Raw genomic sequence first — 21238 nt, 5'->3', positions numbered from 1 at the left:
ATGAAAAAACTCACCACAGCCAGTGAATTATTGAAGAGCGATTTAGATACGTACTTTGCCCGCCGTAGAAAATGGTGGAAAAACACCCGAACTAAACCTTATCAACGTGCTTTTAAAACAATCAAGTCCCGTCGGGATAAGGTGTTGCGACAAATCATTAAACGTGACTTAGCGGCAGGCATTCTTATTCTGAGAGGATAAATAAAATGAATAACATCACCTTAAAGTTAGATACCAACATCGTTTACGACATTCACCGGAAATTTGTTTTAGACTTATTTGTCTGGCAGAAACGCTGGAAAGCTAATCAACATCACCGTAATCGCTTTTTGCATAAATGCAGACAGGCGGGTGCTGATTATTATTTCGTGCTGGAAGCGTTAAGTGATGCCTGCCGGACGGGTCGGAATAAGTTTTTTATGTCCAATAAGGAATTATTGCCGATTTTTGTTCACTACCTTGCTCAGCATTTCCCGAAACAGCAAGTAACGTTAATCGAACATGCCGAAGAAATCCGGTTATTAACGCTCAGTAATGGCGCTGAAATCCGCTTTGCGCATGAAAACAGCCATGTTGCTGCCCTCTGTGGTGATGTCTATGTGTCTGAGTGGGCTTGGTCAGATAACCCCATTCGGTTGGTGCAATTAGCGCTGGATCTATCAATGCATAAGCAATGGAAGAGAACGTTTTATTCCTCCAGAGGTTCAGGGGATAACGGCGAGGAGGTTTATAAGCGGTTCTTTATCCTGAATCGTATCAAAGGTGAATGCGCTTTTTTCGATACAGTCACCTTGTTTGATGATACTGAAAATCGATTGGATAAAGAAAAAATTGCCTGGGGTTTAACACCGCAGGCGTTTGAAGAGCTGTATTTGTGTCGTTTGCCTCATCCACGTTGGTGAAAAGGAGGATAAACCCAATGGCTAAATCTCCCGCAGAACGTAAAGCCGCCCAGCGTCAACGCCAGAAAGATTCTGGCGTGACCAAAATAGAGGTGCTGCTCGATAGTCAGGAGCTGGCGATGTTGAAACGCAATTGCTCACTGAGACGGCCGGGGCGCGAACCGTATGAGGTGGTTGAATACCTGACGTTGCTTATTCGCAAAGATGATGCGGCGTTACGACAGAAAATGCAGGCGTTATCAGCGCAGCAATGCGGAAAATGTGGTAATACGCTTCCGGTGACGGAATGCTGTTTCTCTGGCGAGGCTGCGTGTTGGAATACGTCAGGCTGGCATGAGTTGAAATTGTAATGTTGTGACATGTCACGAAATGCCGCCTGTTGAGCGGCTTTTTTTATCGTGGCAGTCTACTTATTTTTCTTTAGCGGACTGGCTTTCCAGCGCTTAACCAGCCACTCGAATTCTTGGTAAGTGGTTTCAGAGTTGATGTGTTCCCTGATGGCTTTGATTAAGGGTTCAGCGATATCGTAAGTTTCAACCACGGTGGTAAATGAGGTTCGCTTGATCATCTTTTCGTCATAGATCCCTTCCCGGATGCTGACCGCCACTCTTTCGTAAAAATTAAGGATGTACTGGAATTTACGACGTTCCACCATTTCCTCTTCGGAGATTGATTTTCCCTCGCTAGGGAAGACGTAGGAACGGAAGGACTTTCCTGAGCGATGTACCTGCTTAAGAACGTGCAGTGATTCTATGTATTGTGCATCCTGACGGCTCTCAAACAAAAAGTGGGCGGTCTGGGTTTTCTTCGCGGTGCGAACGTTATAGATGATTGTACCGATGGCCACCAGAACACCCAGAAAGACAATGGCATTACTGATGATTTGCAGCGTTGTTGCGTCTAATGTCATTTTTCTTTCATCCACAAAAAAGGCGGGGTCAGATCCCCCGCCTCATAGAGGTTAATTTCAGATTAGAAGCCGTCAAATTCATCAAACAGTTTTTTCATGTTAACCCCCTTAAAGACTGTACAGATTCACGGATCGTGAAGCAGTTATAGTAAAAATCTATCTCATCGATTACCGGCCGTCAATATACAGGGTGCTTTTTAATTATGCAAACGTGCCTGGAACTGTACAGTTTTTTCGGAATAATTTTGTCTGCATAAAATCCCCCATTTCCCGCCCCAATCCGCAAGATCAAACAAGGATCTCTCACCCCGCTAAGCCCCAGCGCTGGCGCGCTTCCGACGATCCCGTGCAGGTGCATAAAAAGCGACACATTTAGTGGGCAGGTGCGGCGGGGTCACAACTGCGCGCGGCGGCGTTTGGGGCCCATGCCAGCCCCAATTTCAGCCCGCAATCATGATACGTGAAACTATCGTTTCTTCAGGCAAAAAAAGACCGCCATACCGGCGGCCATCAGAGGGAATTATTCGCTATTTGTCATCATCCAGTGAATACCGCTCAAACCGGATCACCTCTTCCCCGAGCCAGTCATTCAGTTGTTTCATCTTGCTTTGCAATGGCAGCAGTTCATTGCGCACAAACACTTTGGCCGCCTTTTCCACATCGCCAAAGCCGCCGGTGTTCTGCGGGATAATCCCCATCATCTGCGGCGGGACACGATGTGCGGCCAGAATGTCATCCCGGCTGGCGTTCTTGATATTCAGAAACTCATCCTTGGCCGCCGCTTCAGACAGCGGGATAGTCTGAATGCCGTCTTTCTTGCCGCCGGGCGCATACAAAAACAGGTTGCGGAAATTACCCGGCCCTTTCGAATTCTTCAGCGCCTCGCGGATATTGTTGACATCTGAAATATTTTGCGACGCATCGCTGATATACAGGATATACCCGGCATGGCTGCCGTTCAGGTAATACTTGCGCCGAAACAGCGTCGCCGATTCATTCAGCAACGCTGACGGCAGCGCCGCCAGATATTCCGGCAAACCGTACAGTTCCTGATTGATGTCGGGTTCAATCAGGTGAAACACCTGTCCCGTTTCAAACGGGTACGGCTGGCTCTGGTAGCCGTAGCGCACAAACCAGTAGGTGGTCAAGTCCTCCCCACGCCGGGTAAACTTGGCCGGGCAATGGTGCAGGCTCAAAGGCTGGCCGAGGCGGTTCTTGCGCAGTTCCAGATAGGCATTGCCGAACAGCATAAAATCCAGCGCCCACGAATCAAACACTTGTCGGCTGAGCAAATGATGGGGAACAAAGGTGCTGGTCAGGATATTGCGTTTCACGTACACCGCGCTGCTGTGATGCGGGGCAGAACGGAAGGAAACCGCCAACCCGTTAAAACTGATAGGGGGTTCATACCAACTGTCAACCCGTACGCACTCCAGATAATCAAACACCTCGCGCCGGTCCAGCACCGGGATCGGGTCGCCAAAGGTAAAGGCTTCCATGGACTGGGCGGGCGCAGTGGCTTGCACCGGCTGACGTTTGCGGCTTTTGCGGCTCATTAGTAAACCTCGACAATGTTTCTGTGTTGGGGGGTGTCACCGGTGATCGGTTCGTTAAACAGCGCGTGCATGGTCGCCCACGCCAGATCGGCATGGCTCGCTTCTTCACTGCGGCTGGCTTCATAGGTTGGACGGTTGCCGCTGGCGGTCGTGGCACGGCGGATAGCCATAAAACTCTGGGCGATGTCGGTGTGGCCGGCGTCAAATTCCAGCCGGCGATGGTGGATGATGTCCCACGCTTTCAGCACCAAGGCATTTTTAACGGACGGGTTATAAACAAATTCCCGTGCCGCCGGAAAAAACTCTTTCACGTTCTGGTATACCCCATGCCCGATGCCGGTCGAGTCAATGCCGATATATTCCACATTATACTGTTCGGTCAGTTGCCGGATGGCGTCCGACTGGGCGCGAAAGTCCATCCCGCGCCACTGGTGACGCTCAAGAATGCGGAACTTGCCGCCCGGCACTTGTGGCGGTGCTATCACCACACAGCCGGCACTGTCGCCGTTCTCGCCACCCTTGGCCGGATCATAGCCGATCCAAACCGGATGGTAGCCATACGGGCGCAACATCAGGGGCTGGACATCGTGCCAGATTTCCCAGCTGTCCACCATGCAGCCCTGCATCAGTTGCAACGAGAATATGGATTCGATATCGTCCATAAACTCACACATCAGCAGGTTCTGGTATTCGTCGGGGCTGTATTGTCGCCGTAACCGGTCGATATCAAACAGGTCGCAACCTCCCTGTATTGCATCTTCCAGCGTCACTATCTGCCGCCACTGGTCGTCACCGCACAGCACCCCCTCAGCCAACACGTCATGACTGATATCAATCTCAATCCTGTCAGCCTTCGCCCGCCCCCGGTTAATCAGTTTGCCTGACCAGAACGGGTAAGCGCTGTGGGTCAGGCTGGACGGGGTGGAAAAGTAGGTCTGGCGCCATTTCTTGTGTATCGCCATGCCGGACGCGACTTTGCGCAGCTCCTGAAAGCGCGGGATCCAGAAATATTCATCCAGATAGAGATTGCCGTGGTAGCTTTGCGCGGTGCGGGCATTGGTGCCGAGAAAATAGAGCGTGGCCCCGTTGCTTAAAGTGATGGGGTCGACGCCCATCGCCGCGCCATTGGCCTGTAATATCAATAACCTTTTTTGCTCACTTACACAGGAACCTTCACTATGACCGAACAACTCCCCGTCACCCAGCCCGAACAAGCCGCTGTCAGACTGGACGATCCGATTGTCCGTGGCACAACTACCATCAGCGACGTGATTATCCGCAAGCCCAACAGTGGCGCCCTGCGCGGGGTGCGTCTGCAAGCCCTGATGGAGATGGACGTGGATTCCATCATGCTGGTCTTGCCCCGTATCACCGCGCCGGCCCTGACCAAAAACGATTTATTGCTGATGTCACCGGGTGACCTGATCAACCTCTCCATTGAGGTAGTCAATTTTTTGTTGCCGAAGTCGGCCAGGTCCGATTTCCAGAACAGTTAACCGTGGATGAACTGGTGGCCGACATTGCCACCGTCTTTCACTGGTCGCCCGCCGTGACGGCTGAAATGAGCCTGCCCGAATTGCTGGAATGGCGTTACCGGGCCATGAAACGCAGCGGGGCAGAGAATGAGTAACCAAAATTTACGCCTGCAAGTGGTACTGGGCGCGGTGGATAAACTCACCCGCCCGTTTAAGAACGCGCAGGATGCCAATAAGCGGCTGGCGGAGACGCTCAAGCAGTCACGCCAGCAACTGCGCGACCTGAACCAACAGGCCGGCCAGATAGACGGCTTTCGCAAAACCAAGAAAACCCTGACTGACACGCAGCAAGCCTACCGCGAGGCAACCCAGCACGTAGCGGCCTTGGCGCGCGAACTGAAATCGGTTGAAAATCCAACCAAAGCGCAGGCCCAGCAATTTGAGCGGGCAAAAAAAGCGGCCGCCCAGTTCAAGGAAAAAACCCAAGCCTTAAACCAATCCCTGCAACGCCAGCGCGATGCCCTGAGCGCGAGCGGCATATCAACCAAGAACCTTGGCGAAGCCCAGCGCCGGCTTAACGGGGATATCAGCCGCACCAACAGCACACTGGCCCAACAGCAGCAGCGACTGGAGCGGCTGAATCAGCAGCAACAGCGCATGGCTGCGGCCAAATCCCGCAACCAGAACATGAAAGACGTGCGCAACCAGATGGCAGCGACTGGCGCGACGGCTACGGCGGCCGGGGTTGGCGCACTTTACAGTGCCAAGCGTGTAATGATGCCGGGCTATGATTTTGAAGTGGGAATGTCGAAAGTACAGGCACTGACCCGATTGGATAAAAATTCACCTGAATTAAAACAATTGCGGGAGCAGGCGCGGTATTTAGGCGCAACTACCGCATTCACTGCCAATCAGGTGGCACAAGGGCAAAGTTTTTATGCGATGGCGGGCTTTAAACCTGACCAGATACGTGCTGCCATGCCTGGTACGCTGTCTATGTCGCTGGCTGGTGATACCGATTTGGCCACTACGGCAGATATTGGCTCTAATATCCTGACCGGCTTTAAACTGAAATCCGAAGAAATGGGGCGGGTCAGTGATGTACTGGTGGGGGCGTTCACCCGTTCCAACACCAACCTGACGATGCTGGGCGAAACCATGAAGTATGTAGCACCCGTCGCGGCAGGTTTAGGGGTAGATATTGAAACTGCCGCCGCCGCCACTGGTAAGTTAGGAGACGCCGGTATTCAGGGCAGTATGGCGGGAACATCCCTACGATCCATTTTGGGACGATTGGCCGAACCGCCCGCTACTGCCGCAAAGGCACTGGCTAAACTGAATATTCAAACCAAGGATGCCAAAGGCAATTTGCGTGCCCTGCCGGATATTCTGACTGAACTGAATGCCAAAACGGCCAAAATGGGGAATGCCCAACGGGCAGGTATCTTCAAGCATATTGCTGGGGAGGAAGCCTTTTCCGCTCTGTCAGTATTGGCTGACCAAGCAGGTTCTGGCGAATTGCAAAAGCTCATTAAGGAATTGAAGAACGCGCAGGGTGAAGCCAAGAAGGTGGCTGATACCATGACGGATAACCTTGATGGCGACCTGAAAGCCTTATCGTCAGCATGGGAAGATCTCGGCATACAAGTCTTTGGTGGTGTAGACAGTCCCTTGCGTGGGGTCACTCAACGCATTACCAAAATTATCAGCAAAACTGGCGAGTGGATGAAATCCAATCCTGAGCTGACCAAAACCTTAACGATGGTCGGGATCGGATTAGGCGTGATATTAACCATATTTGGCGCGATCACACTGGTACTGGCAGCCTTATTGGGGCCTTTAGTGATGGTGAGATTTGGCCTCAGCATGTTAGGTATCAAAGGTGCTGGTTCCATGGAACGTCTGCGCAAGGGAGCTTCCCTATTAGGTAAGGGATTGCACTGGATGAGTCAGCGAGGACTGGGCGGCGTTAAATTGCTGGGCAAGGGACTGAAGTGGATGGGACAGCGAGGGCTGGCTGGAGCTAAGTTGTTGGGCAACGGCATGTTGTGGATGGGGAGGATGAGTCTGGCCGGATTAAAATTGCTGGGCCGCGGTCTTCTCTTTCTGGGTAAGGGCATAATGTGGCTGGGCCGCCTGATGCTGATGAACCCTATTCTGCTAGTGATCAGCTTGATTGTGTTGGGCGCTTACCTGATTTACAAAAATTGGGACAAACTCGGCCCGTGGTTTAAACAACTCTGGGATGATATTTCTGACTACGTCTCCACGGCATGGCAAAACATTAAGCAGAAAATCCTCAACAAGTGGGAAGAAATTAAACAGGACACCCTGAACAAATGGAATGGCATCAAAAAAACCATTTCCGATAAATGGGATGAGATTGTGGAAGATACCAAAAAACTGCCGGAAAAATTTAAGCAGTTCGGCACTGAGATCATCGACAAACTAATTAACGGTATCAAAGAGAAATGGAAAGCCCTGAAACAGAGCATCGCAAATTTGGGTACCGAAATTAAGGACGCGGTGACCCCGGATTTTATGAAGGATCAACGCCAAAAACCGCAGGTGAAACAGGCTCTGGAGGCCTATAACGACGCTACCCGCCCACATGCTAACCCGTTTACGGCGTTTTCCGGTGCTCATGATCGCGGTGGCACTATCCCAACGGGTAAATTCGGGCTGGTCGGGGAACATGGCCCGGAGCTGATTAACGGCCCGGTGCGCGTCACCAGCCGACGACAAACTGCGGCCCTCGCCACCATGGCCGCCGCGGCGCTGTCATTGGGTGCGGCCTCAGCCAGTACCCAACAGGCGCCCCTGCATCCCTACAGCCTGCCGGCATCTCAGTACCAACCGGCCAATGTCGCGGTGATCAACCAGCAGCAAAGCGACAGCCGCCCCGCGTATACGATTAATATTTACCCCACACCCGCCCAGTCACCGCAGGACATTGCGCGGATGGTGGCGCAGGAAATTGACCGCCGGGAGCAACAACGCCGCGCCCGTGCACGCAGTACCTTCTACGACAGCGAGGGATTTTAATCATGATGGCCGCATTAGGTTTATTTGTCTTTATGCTGAAAACCACGCCCTACCAGAGCCTGCAACACCAACAGTCATGGCGCTACGGCTTTAACAACCGGATCGGTGCCCGGCCGGCTTTCCAGTTTATGGGGCCGGATAATGACACCCTCACGCTGTCCGGTGCCCTGTATCCTGAAATCACCGGCGGGCGCCTGTCACTGCTAACGCTCGAACTAATGGCAGAAAGCGGCAAGGCATGGTCATTTCTGGACGGCAGCGGCACCATTTACGGCATGTTTATCATTGAAAGTCTCGACCAGACCAAGAGTGAATTTTTTATCGACGGGGCCGCCCGCAAAATTGACTTTACCGTCACTCTCAAGCGTGTGGATGAAAACCTCGGTGAGATGTTCGGCGACCTGCGCCGCCAACTGACTGACCTGAAAGCCAACGTCACCCGCACCCTCAACGGAGTCTTAAAATAATGCCCCTGCCCCATATGCCCCGAATTGACTGGATAACCGGCAACACCAACACCCCCGTTTACGTGCTCAGTGCCGGTGAAACGAATATCAATGCCCGCATCCAGAACCGGCTGATGTCCCTGAGCCTGACCGATAACCGGGGTTTTGAGGCTGACCAGCTCGATATTGAACTGGACGACAGCGATGGCCTGCTGTCCCTGCCTCCACGCGGAACAACACTTTCCCTGCATCTGGGCTGGCAGGGGGAATCGCTGATCCACAAAGGCACCTTTATTGTGGATGAAATTGAGTACAGCAGCGCGCCGGATAAAATCACGGTACGCGCCCGCAGCGCAGATTTTCGGGCAACCCTCAATATCAGCCGGGAATTGTCCTATCACCAGAAAACGCTCAGCGACATTGTGCGCACCGTCGCCACGCGCAATAACCTTAAACCGGAAGTAGACAACACGCTGGCCGATATCCGGCTGAACCATATCGACCAGACCAACGAATCCGACGGCAGCTTCCTAACCCGGCTGGCCAGACAGGAAGGGGCCGTGGCCGCCGTCAAGAACGGCTACCTGCTGTTTATGCGGCAGGGCCAAAACCAGACGGTCAGCGGTAAACCGTTGCCTCAGATTTTCATCACCCGCCAGTCCGGTGATGGCTACCGTTTTTCATTGGCTGATCGCAGCGCCTATACCGGTGTGTCGGCCAGCTGGCTTAACACCCGTGAACCCAAGAAAAAAGAAAACATTACGGTCAAGCGTAAGCAACGCAAAACCACACCGGAGAAAAAAGACGAAAAACAGGGGGAATATCTGGCCGGCAGTGAAGGTAATGTCCTGGTGATGAAACATACTTATGCCAATAAAGCCAATGCGGAACGCGCTGCCAAAGCGGAATGGGAAAAGATCCAGCGCGGTATCGCGTCGTTTTCCCTGCAACTGGCCAAAGGCCGGCCGGAACTGTTTCCTGAAATGAAAGTGAGGGTCAGCGGCTTTAAACCGCAGATTGACGGGGCAGACTGGACACTGGTCACGGTGACTCACACGTTAAATGACAGTGGATTAACCACCGCGTTAGAACTGGAAGTGAAAATATCTGATGCTGATATGAGCGTCTGAAACATACAACTGAGGAGATCACATGCTATTGTTGGTAATGAGTGCCAAGAAACCGCGTGAAAAAATAGAAATTGCGTTCACCTTACTGCGCAAGGCGTGGAGGATACTGTTCTTTGATGGCGTCAGCACCACTCTGATTGAACGGACAGACAAAGAAATGCAGGATCTGCGTGGGATGGCGGAAGTCATGACCCACCCAAGCAAATCGCTATTGAAGAAAGAACAAGACACCGGCAGGTAGTTTGCTATAATCGCGCCATCGCCTAACACAGCTGGCGCTTTCTTGATAATTGAGGTACTCACATTATGATGAGATGCCCCCTTTGCGGCCACGTCGCCCATACCCGCAGCAGCTTTGAACACACACTCCAGACCAAAGAACGTTATAACCAGTGCCAAAATATCAATTGTGGTGCCACGTTCGTCAGCCATGAAACGTTTGTCCGCTGGGTCACTAAGCCGACGTTGCTTGAGTTTGCTCCGCCCCATCCTGCCCGTGGTCAACAAACAGTCATGTGTTTCGATACCCCTTAAGATAATCAGCCCCATATTTTTGGGGCTTCTTCGATTGCCACTCTCTCCCTTCAAATCGTTGCCCGAATGTTATCCCTCATCAAGTTTGTTCTCTTTAAAAGCAACATTGCTGTATTGGATTGTCATGCTACTATGACAACACAAATGACAACATTTTTAAGGGGGATGAATGGAGACGATTCATTTTCGTGTTGATGAAGAGACTAAGCGCCTAGCCATGCAAGCGGCTAAGCGCCATCAGACAGATCTAACAAAGTTAATGAGACAAAAAGCGGAAGAACTGGCGAACGAAGAACGTGAGTATCAGAAAAATACCCATGCCCACTGGTTAGAAACGGAAATTGAGAAAGCGATAGACCGGTGTGAAAACGGTTCAGTGCATTTTATTGATGATGCTGAAAGTCATCGCCGGATGGCTCTGCTGCGTAATAAGCTGAGTAGGGGATAAAGTGATCACGATTTCATGGGAAGAAACCGCACAAACTGACCGGGAGCAAATTTATCTCTACTTCTTTGAGCAGGCGGGGTTGTTGCTGGCTGATGAAATTGACGCAAAGTTTGTGGAAATGTCTGCGCTTCTGAAAGTGACCCCTTATGCAGGTGTTAAGGCACGGAATACCTCGGATGAGCGGTATAGAAAACTGGTTGTCCCGCATTTTCCTTTCGTCATGCTGTACCGTTATGATGAGGAGATAGAAAGTATCAAGATCCTCAGAATATTGCACACCGCCAGAGAAATCACCGGGCTTTTTTAAACAAAAAATTTCTGCACGTTCTTCATCCAGTCAATATATTGATTGCTTAAAATAAAAGTCCTCGACTCAGGAGGGCTTTTTTCTGTCGCCACTTCATCGCCATTTTGTCGCCACTTTTTATTTTGGTGGGCTATAAATTACGCTGAATAATATTTATTCAATAAGAGTGATTTTTTATTCAACAGAATTTTTTTCAAAAATAGGAAAAATCAGGTTTTATAAGGGGATAAAAAGCAGGGTAAATGATAGTGGATAAAAAAACAGTGATGCCAAGGTGCTGCCAATCTGCTGCCAATTGTGAATTTTCGTGCAATCGGAAACAAAGAAAAAAGCCACCGTGAAGGTGGCTCTTTCTAACCCTAACTCACTGTTTTATCAGTCAGTTTTTTTTGGTGCCCAGAGCGGGACTTGAACCCGCACAGCCTGAAGGCCGAGGGATTTTAAATCCCTTGTGTCTACCGATTTCACCACCTGGGCTAAATTTGGAGGCGCGTCCCGGAGTCGAACCGAGGTTCACGGATTTGCAATCCGCTGCATGGCCACTCTGCCAACGCGCCTTTTTTGGAGCGGGAAACGAGACTCGAACTCGCGACCCCGACCTTGGCAAGGTCGTGCTCTACCAACTGAGCTATTCCCGCTTTTTCTTCGAACTTATTGATTTACTTAACTTACCTTGTAAACCTCATGTGCCGTTCGATGCGTTGCATTCTACTTATTTCACGAAATGAGTCAACACAATTATTTAGAAAACTCGTCTGTTCGATGATTTTTGCGTCATTTCGATCAAGCTTCACGCAAATCATCCCATGCAGCACTCAAATATTGAAACATTGACCAGAACGTCAATACCGCAGCAGCATATAATAAGATGAATCCCCCCACTTCAAGTTCAACACAAGGACGCCATAATAAAACAACTAATGCTGCCATTTGTGCTGTAGTTTTTGTTTTTCCCATCCAAGAAACAGCTATGCTACTACGTTTTCCTAACTCCGCCATCCATTCTCGTAAAGAGGATATGATTATCTCACGGGCAATCATTGTCGCAGCAGGCAAGGTAATCCACCATGAATGATAATGCTCTGCGATAAGCACCAACGCAGTAGCTACCATGACTTTATCCGCTACAGGATCAAGAAATGCGCCAAAGCGCGTTGTCTGTTTCCACAAACGGGCAAGAAAACCATCAAACCAATCTGTTGCGGCAGCGATAACAAAAATAATGGCACATAGCATCGGTGCCCATTGGAATGGCAAGTAAAATGCCAAAACGAAGAACGGGATTAAGGCAATACGAAACAGAGTAAGCCATGTTGGAATATTTAATTGCATAATGCTTAGTAACTATCTGGCCATGTAAAGTTTATCAATATGGTGCATCAATACTCTTAGTGTTTCAACGCATTATAGATTTTTTCTGCCAACACATAAGAAATAGAAGGCACTTTTGCGATCTCTTCTACACTTGCGTTGCGTAAAGGCTGCAATCCACCCATATATTTTAGCAACATTTGTCGACGCTTTGGCCCAATCCCTTCTATCGATTCCAGTGTACTGGTCTTCTTCACTTTTTCTCGACGCTGGCGGTGTCCGGTAATCGCGTGATTGTGAGATTCATCACGAATATGTTGAATAACGTGCAATGCTGGAGAATCTGGGGGAAGAACCACCCCTTCTCCTGCGGCTTGGAAAAATAAAGTTTCTAATCCCGATTTACGATCACTCCCCTTTGCAACGCCAATAAGTTTGGGATGATTTTTATCCCATTCAATTTCTTGTGAATTGAAAATTTCAATTGCTTGTGCAAGTTGTCCTTTGCCACCATCGATGAAGATAATATCCGGGGTTTTGGTTTTATCAATCGTCTTACCATACCGACGGCTTAAGACCTGATTCATCGCCGCATAATCATCTCCCGGTGTGATGCCTGTAATGTTATAGCGGCGGTATTCCGCACGCACAGGACCATTACCATCAAAAACAACGCAAGATGCAACGGTCTGTTCTCCCATCGTATGGCTAATGTCGAAACATTCCATACGATGGATTTTCTCAATACCTACAAATGCGGCAAGTGATTTTAAGCGCTGATGAATTGTTGATTGTTGTGATAGTTTTGTAGTTAGTGCCGTCGCAGCGTTGGTACGTGCTAATTTTAAGTAACGTGCTCTGTCACCTCTTGGACGCGCTTGGATATGAATTTTCCTGCCCGACAATTCAGACAGTGATACTTCCAACAGTTCTTTTTCGGGCAATGCGAAGTCCAGCAAGATTTCTGTTGGCAATGTCCTGTTTTGGCTGCCCTGAAGGTAAAATTGGCCAAGAAAAGTTTGTACTACTTCATCTAATTTCGTATCAGCAGGTATTTTAGGATAATAGCTCCGGCTTCCTAATAATTTTCCCTGACGGATAAATAAGGCATGCATACAAGCTATTCCTGCCTCAAAAGCAACACTGATAACGTCAAGATCATCACCTTCTCCAGAAACAAATTGCCGTTCCGTTACTTGCCGCACAGCTTTGATCTGGTCACGATAACGGGCTGCGTCCTCAAACTTTAGCTGTTGACTCGCCTCTTCCATTTTATTGATCAATTCAGTCAGTACTTGTTTATCCTTACCCGCCAGAAATAAGCGAACATATTCAACTTGTTGTTGATATTCTTCATCAGTCACGAATTCTTTAATGCAGGGAGCTAGACAGCGACCAATCTGATATTGCAGACAAGGTCTTGAACGGTTTCGATACACGCTGTCTTCACATTGGCGAATAGGAAATAATTTCTGCAATAAAGCCAGGCTTTCACGCACAGCATGAGAGTTAGGGAATGGCCCGAAATACTCACCTTTTGCGCGCTTAGCGCCTCGGTATAAGGCCAGGCGAGGATGAGTATCACCACTTAAAAAAATATAAGGGTAGGATTTATCATCCCGCAATAATACATTGTATCGGGGCTGATGGAGTTTGATATAGTTGTGTTCGAGCAGGAGAGCTTCAGTTTCGGTATGGGTAACAGTGACGTCAACCTGAGCAATATTTTTCACCAGTGATTCTGTCTTGCGGCTACTGACTTGTATCCGAAAATAACTGGATAGCCGTTTTTTTAGATCCTTGGCTTTACCAACATAAATCACATCACCAGTAATATCATACATACGATAGACACCCGGTTGGCTAGTCACTGTTTTTAAAAATGTCTTCGAATTAAATTGCTCTGCCACGGCTTATCACCCACCAGATTTATCACCCACCTTGGGCCAACATATTTTGTGCATCAAGCAAACCACAACGAATTGCCATATGGGTCAATTCTACATCACCTTTGATATTTAGTTTACTGAACATTCTATAACGATAGCTATTCACTGTTTTAGGACTTAGGTTAAGCAGAGTAGAAATTTCGTTAACTTTGCGACCTTGAGTTATCATTATCATGATCTGTAACTCCCGTTCAGAGAGTTCATCCAGCGGGTTTTCTTTTTGGGGTAATAGTTGATCGAGTGCCATTTGCTGGGCAATATCTGAAGAGATATAACGCTGCCCCGCATAAACAGCCCGAATTGCATTAATCATATCCTGGGGAGTTGCGGCTTTACTCAAATATCCTCTGATTCCCGCTTGCATCACTTTCGTCGGCAAAGAGCTTTCAGTATGAATGGTCAGCATGATTACCTTAGTGTCAGGTGAATAGCGAATAATTTTCTTCGCTGCCTCAAGCCCCCCTATCCCCGGCATTCCCATATCCATGATGACAACATCCGTGCTGTTTGATCTACACCATCTTACCGCATCTTCTCCGCTGTTGGCTTCTCCTATCACCTTGATTCCTCTAACATCATCAAGGATACCTTTGACACCAATGCGAACCAGTTCATGGTCATCAACTAATAAAACATTAATCAAACAATATCTCCACTAACGTAATACCCACTTAAATGGTGGTGAGGTGAATAAGATCCAAAACCAAGCGGATATACTGAGTTTATCTTCATGATTTTCATAAGATAATTTAAAAGAAGACAACATTCTCTCTCGGGTGATGTCAAGATCTTTTTGATGAGACAAGAGATTATACTAACATTAGTGGAAAACAAAAAGAAAATTGTTACATATCAATAGAGTAAATTAGTTATAAAATATAATTTCCCAAACTTTTAGTATGATATTTTTAAAACAACATATAAATATGTTGTTCATTACGTTCTATTTAATCATATACAATATGAGAGAGAAATTTCCCTCATATTGCCGCGATTATTTAAATAAATTGAGAATATCTTGTTCTGTGAGCATTGGGGTCTTTTCAACAAAATTATAGTATTTTGGTTTACTGTCTACATAGATTTGGCGAAATAATTTACTTTTGTTATTAGTATTATTTTCAAACAAAGCAATTGGCACATAATAAGTACTGGGATAATGCAAATGGTAGAAAAGATGCGTTCCACATTTTTTACAGAAAGCACGTTCTGCCCAATCTGACGATGAATATCTTAAAATATTTTCAGCACCTTCTATTTCCAAATCATCTTTACAGTCAACGGATAAAAATGGCCCTCCGCCCCATTTATGACATACTTTACAATGGCATTCATTAATATTCTCAATACTCTGGCGAGTTTTCACGCCAACACTACCACATAAGCAACGACCTTGGTTCATCATTTTTCCTCTTGATCCTCATCATCATCGTCGATGTGCCAATTATGTAGTATTCGATGGACAAAAGGCGTTACCACCATCCCAACAGCGATAAAAAAAATTGCCTGAAGAAACAACCCATAAATAGCTGTAAAATATTTCCCTAATTTACTGACTGGTTCAATATGCAAATTTTGAGTTCCAATCATTGAGACAGAATTCAATATAGCATCAGATATGGCATGGCTTTCAATCAAGAAAAAACCTAATACACCAGGAATAATACCTATCAAAAAAACAATAAATGCATGAAAAAAGAAACGCAATATTCGCAAAACAAATCGATCCAGGCTAATTAATTTATCAGTAAATTTTTCCATGCTAAGACCCCCACTAATAAATTAGTTACCATGCTGATTGTATGTTAGTTTTTATTTTTATCAATGATAATTTCTGAATATCTTTAAATTATAGCCAATGGATTTCGAGATACAGCACGACGACAAAGAAGCGATCCCAGAAGCATAGCTAACCGTATACTTATAAAAACGGTGACTGAGGTGAGCAAATGCAGCCAACAAAGCGACAACTTGAAAAACAATGGATATACTTAGTGATAATAATTTTTTCTCCTGAAATAGGTAAAATACCAGTAAAGTTATCAGAATAGTCAACTATTCTTCATCAATAAAATTCCCATATTTTAATCACAGGCTAAAAAACCTCTACTTTTCTCTGAATGATTACTTCCACGTAAAGCATCAATAGACACTACTGGAAGTTCTATTATCAATTTCGTGCTTTTACTAATTCTCTCAATAATGTCTGCTCTTGGTCCCGTAGTCCAATTACTGCTTTTATAAAACTCTGTCAGAATTTCATCCATTTTTTCAAGACCCTTAAAAGACCGGATCAAATTTAATATAATTTTTACCCCAACGTAACATTATTGATGTTTTATAAAAAAGGAAGCAAAAATAAAAAGCTTCCTTAGACTATTTTATTAAGATAAATTTCAAAAACATTACACTAGCCGATCACTTAGCAGAGCCATACCCATCACATCGCAATATTGACCATTTCTTAGTGATTGCATACGTCGGATACCCTCACTTTCAAATCCAAATTTTTTGTATAAGGCAATCGCTCTTTCATTATCGGAAAAAACTTCCAACTCAATTCTGATACAACCTAACCAACTAAATGCATAATCAATCACAAATGCCATCATCTTTGAGCCAACACCCTTGCCAAAATAGATCTCATCTACACCAAGACCAATGCTGACTGAATGTCTACGTCTTGGGTTAGCATAAGTAAATATTGCTATTGTCCCCACTACCTTGCCATCGATTTCAGCTACAAAATCAATATCCCCTTGTGTTTTTTTTAATTTTAAACGTTCCCGCCATGCTTCATGTGAAGGACATGGACGCTGCAAAGTATTGGAATAAACAGTCGGCTGACTATAAATTCTTTGATAATGCTCTGCATCTTCAGGCTCAGTTGCCCTAATTATAATTTCCATATATACCTCTTTTTGACTTGACACCTTTATAACTACCTGATAGAAAAATAAATGTAAATAGTATATTTAAAAATAACTTCAAATAATTACACACTTATTAGTCACATTACTTTACGTTAGTATATTTTCTGTGGAAACCATATGATTCAGGAAAATTCAGCTATTTTTGAATTTATAAAATACCTTGAAATAAGTCTTCATGGTGAAAAGAGAAATAATGGCAATTGGCTTGAGGCTGTATTACATGATAATTTTCTAGAAATTAGTAAATCAGGTTATTTTTATACTAAAAAAATCGTGTTTAATGAATTAATCACAGAAATAAAAACTATTTCCAAAATTTTCTCAGAAGATTTTTCTATTAACTATCTGAGTGAAAATATTATTTTACTCACTTATCAATCTTATGAAATTGATGAGGTTGGTAACCTATTCAACCAAGCTCTTCGCTCATCAATTTGGCAATTATCTTCGGACAAAAAATGGCAACTGAGATTTCATCAGGGCACACTCATGCCATGCTAAGGTAAAAATGGCCCAATATTTGGGCCATTGAGAGTTAATTAATGGGATTTTTTATCATTCAATGAGTAAAACGAGCTTTACGTCTTTTCACAATCTGGAATCCAATCGCCAGAATAATAAACCAAACTGGCGTGGCAATTAATGCTTGTCGGGTATCTGGCTGTAAAGACAGTAATACCAAGACAAAAGCAAAAAAAGCCAAACATACCCAAGACATCACAATACCAAACGGCATTTTGTACACCGAGGCCTGATGCAAGGCTGGACGACGTTTTCTATAAGCGAGGTAGGAACATAAAATCATGCTCCAAATAAACATAAACAGGATTGCAGAAACAGTTGTCACCAAAGTAAAAACATGCATTACATCGGGAATAAAATAGATCAGAACGATGCCAAAAGAGAGACATAGGCAAGTAAAGATCAACCCCGAGGCAGGAACTGAACGACGGGAAAGACGACTAAACTGCGTTGGTGCATTCTTTTCTTTAGCCAAGCCAAATAACATTCGACTGGTGGAGAAAACACCACTGTTCGCCGATGAGGCGGCAGAAGTCAAAACCACAAAATTGACAATACTGGCAGCAGCAGGCAGCCCAATTAAGACAAATAATTCTACAAAAGGGCTTTTATCCGCAATAATGGCTCGCCACGGAGTAACCGACATAATCACAATTAGAGCCAAAACATAAAATGTAATAATACGGATTGGAATAGCATTAATCGCTTTTGGCAAAGATTTCATCGGGTTTTTAGTTTCCGCCGCAGCAGTTCCCACTAACTCAATACCAACAAAAGCAAATATCGCAATCTGAAACCCGGCAAAGAAACCACTCAACCCCATTGGAAACATGCCACCATCATTCCAGACATTAGAAAATGCAGCAACATGCCCGGCCGGAGATTGGAAGTTAATGCCAATCAATATGCCGCCTGTAACAATCAACGCAATAATCGCAATAATCTTGATCATGGCAAACCAGAATTCCAGCTCACCAAACAATTTTACCGTTGCGAGATTCAACGTCAGCAATACCAGAACACACAGTAGCGAAGTCGCCCACTCTGGAAAGTTTGGTACCCAATACCCGACATAGGCAGTGATGGCAACAATATCCGCGATACCTGTAATTACCCAACAGAACCAGTAAGTCCAGCCCACAAAAAAACCCGCCCACGGTCCTAATAAATCCGCTGCGAAATCACTGAACGACTTGTAGTGCAAATTGGAAAGCAATAATTCTCCCATTGCACGCATAACAAAAAACAGCATAAATCCGATAATCATATAAACAAAAATGATCGACGGCCCCGCAAGAGAGATTGTTTTACCTGATCCCATAAACAGGCCAGTGCCAATGGCACCACCAATCGCAATTAGCTGTATATGTCGGTTCGTGAGACTCCGCTGTAGATGCGAACCTTCAGTTTCAGGAGTGTGAATGGGTTGTATTTTTTCTTCCATAGCTATATCCAATTTATTCTCACAGCATGGCCTTAATACCCTCAAGCTGCGTTTAAGGGAATATTGTGACATAGACAACAGCGGTATTAACAGAAGGATTTCACATGAAAAACAGGACGGTTACAATTCAACCTATTAGCAGAGAGCACATAGTGCACATTTCATTCATTTAGTACAAAGTGATTGTTTTCTTAAATGCCTTCAATTGGTAATATCTTTTCGTATATTGGAATTATGTCTATTAGGCTGTTCAGAATCTTTACTAAAATGCATTTATCATTGTTCATCTATGAATGAAAAAAAAGATACCCAAGTGATATTACCCACTAGCAATGTGAGCAGATACAGCCTTTGTTTGAACACGCTCGTAAACAATAAAAAACTATCCATAAAACCCATGATAAGAACTATAGTCGTCGATTGACCGCCTTCCGTCAGATCATCACAGGTTGAGCAGGAATGGTCTCCTTACCAAAGCCCCTGAAAATCAGAGGCTTTTTATCATAATAAATTTATTTACTGTTATAATGCGCTGCTGCTTCTTCGAAGCGCTGCTGTATCACTTGATTTGGTGCTTTCCCCAGCAGACTCACCGCCACAATAGTAATAGTTGCAAAGATAAAGCCAGGAATGATTTCATATAAATCGAACCAATGGAATTTCATCCATACTAATACTGTGATGGCTCCCACCAGCATACCAGCCAACGCACCATCGCGTGTCATACGTTTCCAAAGCACCGACATCAGAACGACCGGACCAAACGCCGCGCCAAAACCGGCCCAAGCATAGCTGACCAATGACAATACTTTATTGTTCGGATTAATAGCGATCACAATAGAAATGATTGCCACCATCAAAACCATCATGCGACCAACCCATACCAATTCTTTTTGGCTGGCTTTGGTGCGTATAAATGCTTTATAGAAATCTTCAGTCAATGCGCTGGAGCAAACCAATAACTGGCAGCTTAACGTACTCATGACTGCCGCTAATACCGCAGACAATAACACTCCCGTAATCCACGGATTAAACAGAAGCTCACCTAACTCCATAAAGATACGTTCACGATTTTGTAAAACTGGAGCTGCCTGATCTGGGTACATATCAAAATAGGCTATACCAAAGAACCCAACAGCTACAGTGCCCGCAAGACACAGGAACATCCACGTCATACTGATACGACGAGCTTTATGAATAGTTTGGTGGGAGTCTGCTGCCATAAAACGGGCTAAAATATGCGGCTGACCAAAATAGCCTAAGCCCCATCCCATTAAAGAAATAATGGCAATGATGTTCAGGTTCTTAAACATATCTAAATAAGCGTAATTTTTTGCCTCAATAATATTGATAGCCGTATCAACTCCTCCTACTTTAAACAAGATCAATACTGGTACCAAAATCAAAGCAAAAATCATCAAAGTCGCCTGAACGGTATCCGTCCAGCTTACAGCAAGGAAACCACCCAGGAAGGTATAGGCAATCGTTGCCAGCGCACCTAACCAAATCGCTTTTTCATAGCTAATGCCAAAAGTGTTTTCAAACAATAAACCACCAGCAACAACACCTGAAGCACAGTAAATAGTAAAGAAAATCAGGATAACCAGTGCGGAAATGATACGCAGTATTTTGCTTTTGTCGTCAAAGCGATTCGTAAAATAATCTGGTAATGTCAACGCGTTATTGCTTACTTCGGTATGTACTCGTAATCTACCCGCGACCCACCGCCAATTTAAGTACGCCCCCAATAGCAGTCCCAATGCAATCCAACTTTCTGAAATACCTGAGAAAAAAATTGCGCCTGGTAATCCCATTAATAACCAGCCACTCATATCAGAAGCGCCAGCAGATAATGCTGTTACCACACTCCCCAATCGCCGGCCACCCAGTATGTAGTCATCAAAGTTTTTGGTGGACCGATAAGCTATGAAACCTATTAGTAACATCCCTGCGATGTAGATAATGAAGGTAATAAGCATTGGTGAATTTACTGTCATGCAGGTTCTTCTCCATAGTATTTTTATAAATCATGTATCCGCAAATGCATGATTTGCGTAAATCATGTTATCTGTACTGTAAATAGTTTCTGCAGTACCTAGCCCTATTCTGTCAGGCTATAAAAGTTGTGCCCAAAGATAACATTAATTTCTGTATGTATTATTTGTGAATGTGATTATTCAAAAATTACATTCCATCCTAATTTACTTAAAACATTTTTAACAACCAATTAACTCGGTTTTTTATAAAAAACGCTTGCTAAATCACATTTATCATTTAAAAAGTTGCACCTTTCATTAAATAATAGGTTTTACCTAACATTCATGAA

General features: G+C 45.5%; 24 protein-coding genes, 3 tRNA genes and 1 pseudogene. 13 read left to right on the top strand and 15 right to left on the bottom strand.

Features of this window, described 5'->3' with window-relative positions; genetic code table 11:
- From AC5JQI_RS07860 to AC5JQI_RS07850, 3 genes are read left to right on the top strand one after another with little or no spacing between them, the layout of a single operon-like run.
- Window positions 1-201 (top strand): DUF7301 family protein, encoded by a 201-nt coding sequence (locus tag AC5JQI_RS07860; RefSeq protein WP_493914297.1) that lies wholly within the window; start codon window positions 1-3, stop codon window positions 199-201.
- Between the two features lie 5 nt (window positions 202-206).
- A complete protein-coding gene (locus AC5JQI_RS07855; RefSeq protein ID WP_493914296.1) occupies window positions 207-902 on the top strand; it encodes a terminase large subunit domain-containing protein in 696 nt (231 codons plus the stop codon).
- A 17-nt stretch (window positions 903-919) separates the two neighbouring features.
- A complete protein-coding gene (locus AC5JQI_RS07850; protein ID WP_493914295.1) occupies window positions 920-1252 on the top strand; it encodes a hypothetical protein in 333 nt (110 codons plus the stop codon).
- Between the two features lie 56 nt (window positions 1253-1308).
- On the opposite strand, the gene AC5JQI_RS07845 is transcribed toward AC5JQI_RS07850, so the two are convergent.
- From AC5JQI_RS07845 to AC5JQI_RS07835, 3 genes and pseudogenes are all read right to left on the bottom strand, one after another.
- Window positions 1309-1812 carry a DUF4760 domain-containing protein gene (locus AC5JQI_RS07845; RefSeq protein ID WP_493914294.1) on the bottom strand — a complete coding sequence of 168 codons (504 nt, stop codon included), beginning with the start codon at window positions 1810-1812 and terminating at the stop codon, window positions 1309-1311.
- Window positions 1813-2339: 527 nt separating this feature from the next.
- Entirely contained in the window at window positions 2340-3368 is a 1029-nt protein-coding gene (locus tag AC5JQI_RS07840) for a phage portal protein (RefSeq protein ID WP_013184818.1), read from the bottom strand.
- Window positions 3368-4474: pseudogene (locus tag AC5JQI_RS07835) on the bottom strand (phage terminase large subunit family protein); the annotation flags it as partial. The pseudogene AC5JQI_RS07835 and the gene AC5JQI_RS07840, both read right to left, overlap by 1 nt.
- A 72-nt stretch (window positions 4475-4546) precedes the next feature.
- On the opposite strand from AC5JQI_RS07835, the gene AC5JQI_RS07830 reads away from it, so the two are divergent.
- From AC5JQI_RS07830 to AC5JQI_RS07790, 9 genes are all read left to right on the top strand, one after another.
- Complete coding sequence (locus AC5JQI_RS07830; RefSeq protein ID WP_493914293.1) at window positions 4547-4864, top strand: phage tail assembly protein; 318 nt, start codon at window positions 4547-4549, stop codon at window positions 4862-4864.
- A 14-nt stretch (window positions 4865-4878) separates the two neighbouring features.
- A complete protein-coding gene (locus tag AC5JQI_RS07825) occupies window positions 4879-4998 on the top strand; it encodes a GpE family phage tail protein (protein ID WP_493914637.1) in 120 nt (39 codons plus the stop codon).
- Window positions 4991-7888 (top strand): phage tail tape measure protein, encoded by a 2898-nt coding sequence (locus AC5JQI_RS07820; protein WP_493914292.1) that lies wholly within the window; start codon window positions 4991-4993, stop codon window positions 7886-7888. Before AC5JQI_RS07825 ends, AC5JQI_RS07820 begins: the two co-directional genes overlap by 8 nt.
- A gap of 2 nt (window positions 7889-7890) precedes the next feature.
- Window positions 7891-8355: a phage tail protein gene (locus tag AC5JQI_RS07815; RefSeq protein WP_013184793.1), complete on the top strand. Its 465-nt coding sequence runs from the start codon at window positions 7891-7893 to the stop codon at window positions 8353-8355.
- Window positions 8355-9464, top strand: coding sequence for a phage late control D family protein (locus AC5JQI_RS07810; RefSeq protein ID WP_493914291.1), 1110 nt, complete (start codon window positions 8355-8357; stop codon window positions 9462-9464). The genes AC5JQI_RS07815 and AC5JQI_RS07810 overlap by 1 nt, the downstream gene beginning before the upstream one ends.
- Window positions 9465-9486: 22 nt before the next feature.
- Window positions 9487-9705 carry a hypothetical protein gene (locus AC5JQI_RS07805; RefSeq protein ID WP_493914290.1) on the top strand — a complete coding sequence of 73 codons (219 nt, stop codon included), beginning with the start codon at window positions 9487-9489 and terminating at the stop codon, window positions 9703-9705.
- A 65-nt stretch (window positions 9706-9770) separates the two neighbouring features.
- Complete coding sequence (locus AC5JQI_RS07800; RefSeq protein WP_099119535.1) at window positions 9771-9998, top strand: ogr/Delta-like zinc finger family protein; 228 nt, start codon at window positions 9771-9773, stop codon at window positions 9996-9998.
- A gap of 169 nt (window positions 9999-10167) precedes the next feature.
- Window positions 10168-10446: a damage-inducible protein J gene (locus tag AC5JQI_RS07795; RefSeq protein ID WP_493914289.1), complete on the top strand. Its 279-nt coding sequence runs from the start codon at window positions 10168-10170 to the stop codon at window positions 10444-10446.
- Between the two features lies 1 nt (window position 10447).
- Window positions 10448-10753: a type II toxin-antitoxin system RelE/ParE family toxin gene (locus tag AC5JQI_RS07790; RefSeq protein ID WP_493914288.1), complete on the top strand. Its 306-nt coding sequence runs from the start codon at window positions 10448-10450 to the stop codon at window positions 10751-10753.
- A gap of 390 nt (window positions 10754-11143) precedes the next feature.
- Here AC5JQI_RS07790 and AC5JQI_RS07785 read toward each other — a convergent pair.
- The 10 genes from AC5JQI_RS07785 to AC5JQI_RS07740 form a co-directional block, all read right to left on the bottom strand.
- Window positions 11144-11230: transfer RNA gene (locus AC5JQI_RS07785), tRNA-Leu, on the bottom strand.
- Window positions 11231-11236: 6 nt separating this feature from the next.
- Window positions 11237-11310 (bottom strand) — tRNA-Cys (locus AC5JQI_RS07780).
- Between the two features lie 5 nt (window positions 11311-11315).
- Window positions 11316-11391: transfer RNA gene (locus AC5JQI_RS07775), tRNA-Gly, on the bottom strand.
- A gap of 145 nt (window positions 11392-11536) precedes the next feature.
- The gene (gene pgsA, locus AC5JQI_RS07770) at window positions 11537-12085 is read right to left on the bottom strand and encodes a CDP-diacylglycerol--glycerol-3-phosphate 3-phosphatidyltransferase (protein WP_493914287.1); all 549 of its coding nucleotides are present in this window, start codon (window positions 12083-12085) and stop codon (window positions 11537-11539) included.
- A gap of 56 nt (window positions 12086-12141) precedes the next feature.
- Window positions 12142-13974 carry an excinuclease ABC subunit UvrC gene (uvrC, locus tag AC5JQI_RS07765; protein WP_493914286.1) on the bottom strand — a complete coding sequence of 611 codons (1833 nt, stop codon included), beginning with the start codon at window positions 13972-13974 and terminating at the stop codon, window positions 12142-12144.
- 22 nt (window positions 13975-13996) lie between these two features.
- Window positions 13997-14656, bottom strand: a complete 660-nt coding sequence (gene uvrY, locus AC5JQI_RS07760) for a UvrY/SirA/GacA family response regulator transcription factor (RefSeq protein WP_237388050.1) — start codon at window positions 14654-14656, stop codon at window positions 13997-13999.
- Window positions 14657-15007: 351 nt separating this feature from the next.
- The gene (locus AC5JQI_RS07755) at window positions 15008-15418 is read right to left on the bottom strand and encodes a GFA family protein (protein ID WP_493914285.1); all 411 of its coding nucleotides are present in this window, start codon (window positions 15416-15418) and stop codon (window positions 15008-15010) included.
- Window positions 15415-15774, bottom strand: a complete 360-nt coding sequence (locus AC5JQI_RS07750; RefSeq protein ID WP_493914284.1) for a hypothetical protein — start codon at window positions 15772-15774, stop codon at window positions 15415-15417. The genes AC5JQI_RS07755 and AC5JQI_RS07750 overlap by 4 nt, the downstream gene beginning before the upstream one ends.
- 323 nt (window positions 15775-16097) lie before the next feature.
- Entirely contained in the window at window positions 16098-16280 is a 183-nt protein-coding gene (locus AC5JQI_RS07745; RefSeq protein ID WP_493914283.1) for a nipsnap family containing protein, read from the bottom strand.
- 138 nt (window positions 16281-16418) lie between these two features.
- On the bottom strand, window positions 16419-16922 hold the full coding sequence (locus AC5JQI_RS07740; RefSeq protein ID WP_323855658.1) for a GNAT family N-acetyltransferase: 504 nt from the start codon (window positions 16920-16922) through the stop codon (window positions 16419-16421).
- A 141-nt stretch (window positions 16923-17063) separates the two neighbouring features.
- On the opposite strand from AC5JQI_RS07740, the gene AC5JQI_RS07735 reads away from it, so the two are divergent.
- Window positions 17064-17447 carry a nuclear transport factor 2 family protein gene (locus AC5JQI_RS07735; RefSeq protein WP_493914282.1) on the top strand — a complete coding sequence of 128 codons (384 nt, stop codon included), beginning with the start codon at window positions 17064-17066 and terminating at the stop codon, window positions 17445-17447.
- A 58-nt stretch (window positions 17448-17505) separates the two neighbouring features.
- On the opposite strand, the gene cycA is transcribed toward AC5JQI_RS07735, so the two are convergent.
- Together cycA and putP are read right to left on the bottom strand one after the other, a co-directional pair.
- The gene (cycA, locus tag AC5JQI_RS07730; RefSeq protein WP_493914281.1) at window positions 17506-18912 is read right to left on the bottom strand and encodes a D-serine/D-alanine/glycine transporter; all 1407 of its coding nucleotides are present in this window, start codon (window positions 18910-18912) and stop codon (window positions 17506-17508) included.
- A gap of 512 nt (window positions 18913-19424) precedes the next feature.
- The gene (putP, locus tag AC5JQI_RS07725; protein ID WP_493914280.1) at window positions 19425-20909 is read right to left on the bottom strand and encodes a sodium/proline symporter PutP; all 1485 of its coding nucleotides are present in this window, start codon (window positions 20907-20909) and stop codon (window positions 19425-19427) included.
- Window positions 20910-21238: the final 329 nt, after the last annotated feature.

Source organism: Xenorhabdus sp. XBWT (assembly GCF_059072735.1).
The sequence above is the reverse complement of the archived record's forward strand: the minus strand, read 5'-3'. Positions and strand labels throughout refer to the sequence as shown.

Coding starts and splice junctions, on each gene's coding strand:
- AC5JQI_RS07860 (WP_493914297.1), top strand. CDS start 1: ATGAAAAAACTCACCACAGCCAGTGAATTATTGAAGAGCGATTTAGAT.
- AC5JQI_RS07855 (WP_493914296.1), top strand. CDS start 207: ATGAATAACATCACCTTAAAGTTAGATACCAACATCGTTTACGACATT.
- AC5JQI_RS07850 (WP_493914295.1), top strand. CDS start 920: ATGGCTAAATCTCCCGCAGAACGTAAAGCCGCCCAGCGTCAACGCCAG.
- AC5JQI_RS07845 (WP_493914294.1), bottom strand. CDS start 1,812: ATGACATTAGACGCAACAACGCTGCAAATCATCAGTAATGCCATTGTC.
- AC5JQI_RS07840 (WP_013184818.1), bottom strand. CDS start 3,368: ATGAGCCGCAAAAGCCGCAAACGTCAGCCGGTGCAAGCCACTGCGCCC.
- AC5JQI_RS07830 (WP_493914293.1), top strand. CDS start 4,547: ATGACCGAACAACTCCCCGTCACCCAGCCCGAACAAGCCGCTGTCAGA.
- AC5JQI_RS07820 (WP_493914292.1), top strand. CDS start 4,991: ATGAGTAACCAAAATTTACGCCTGCAAGTGGTACTGGGCGCGGTGGAT.
- AC5JQI_RS07815 (WP_013184793.1), top strand. CDS start 7,891: ATGATGGCCGCATTAGGTTTATTTGTCTTTATGCTGAAAACCACGCCC.
- AC5JQI_RS07810 (WP_493914291.1), top strand. CDS start 8,355: ATGCCCCTGCCCCATATGCCCCGAATTGACTGGATAACCGGCAACACC.
- AC5JQI_RS07805 (WP_493914290.1), top strand. CDS start 9,487: ATGCTATTGTTGGTAATGAGTGCCAAGAAACCGCGTGAAAAAATAGAA.
- AC5JQI_RS07800 (WP_099119535.1), top strand. CDS start 9,771: ATGATGAGATGCCCCCTTTGCGGCCACGTCGCCCATACCCGCAGCAGC.
- AC5JQI_RS07795 (WP_493914289.1), top strand. CDS start 10,168: ATGGAGACGATTCATTTTCGTGTTGATGAAGAGACTAAGCGCCTAGCC.
- pgsA (WP_493914287.1), bottom strand. CDS start 12,085: ATGCAATTAAATATTCCAACATGGCTTACTCTGTTTCGTATTGCCTTA.
- AC5JQI_RS07755 (WP_493914285.1), bottom strand. CDS start 15,418: ATGATGAACCAAGGTCGTTGCTTATGTGGTAGTGTTGGCGTGAAAACT.
- AC5JQI_RS07750 (WP_493914284.1), bottom strand. CDS start 15,774: ATGGAAAAATTTACTGATAAATTAATTAGCCTGGATCGATTTGTTTTG.
- AC5JQI_RS07745 (WP_493914283.1), bottom strand. CDS start 16,280: ATGGATGAAATTCTGACAGAGTTTTATAAAAGCAGTAATTGGACTACG.
- AC5JQI_RS07740 (WP_323855658.1), bottom strand. CDS start 16,922: ATGGAAATTATAATTAGGGCAACTGAGCCTGAAGATGCAGAGCATTAT.
- AC5JQI_RS07735 (WP_493914282.1), top strand. CDS start 17,064: ATGATTCAGGAAAATTCAGCTATTTTTGAATTTATAAAATACCTTGAA.
- cycA (WP_493914281.1), bottom strand. CDS start 18,912: ATGGAAGAAAAAATACAACCCATTCACACTCCTGAAACTGAAGGTTCG.
- putP (WP_493914280.1), bottom strand. CDS start 20,909: ATGACAGTAAATTCACCAATGCTTATTACCTTCATTATCTACATCGCA.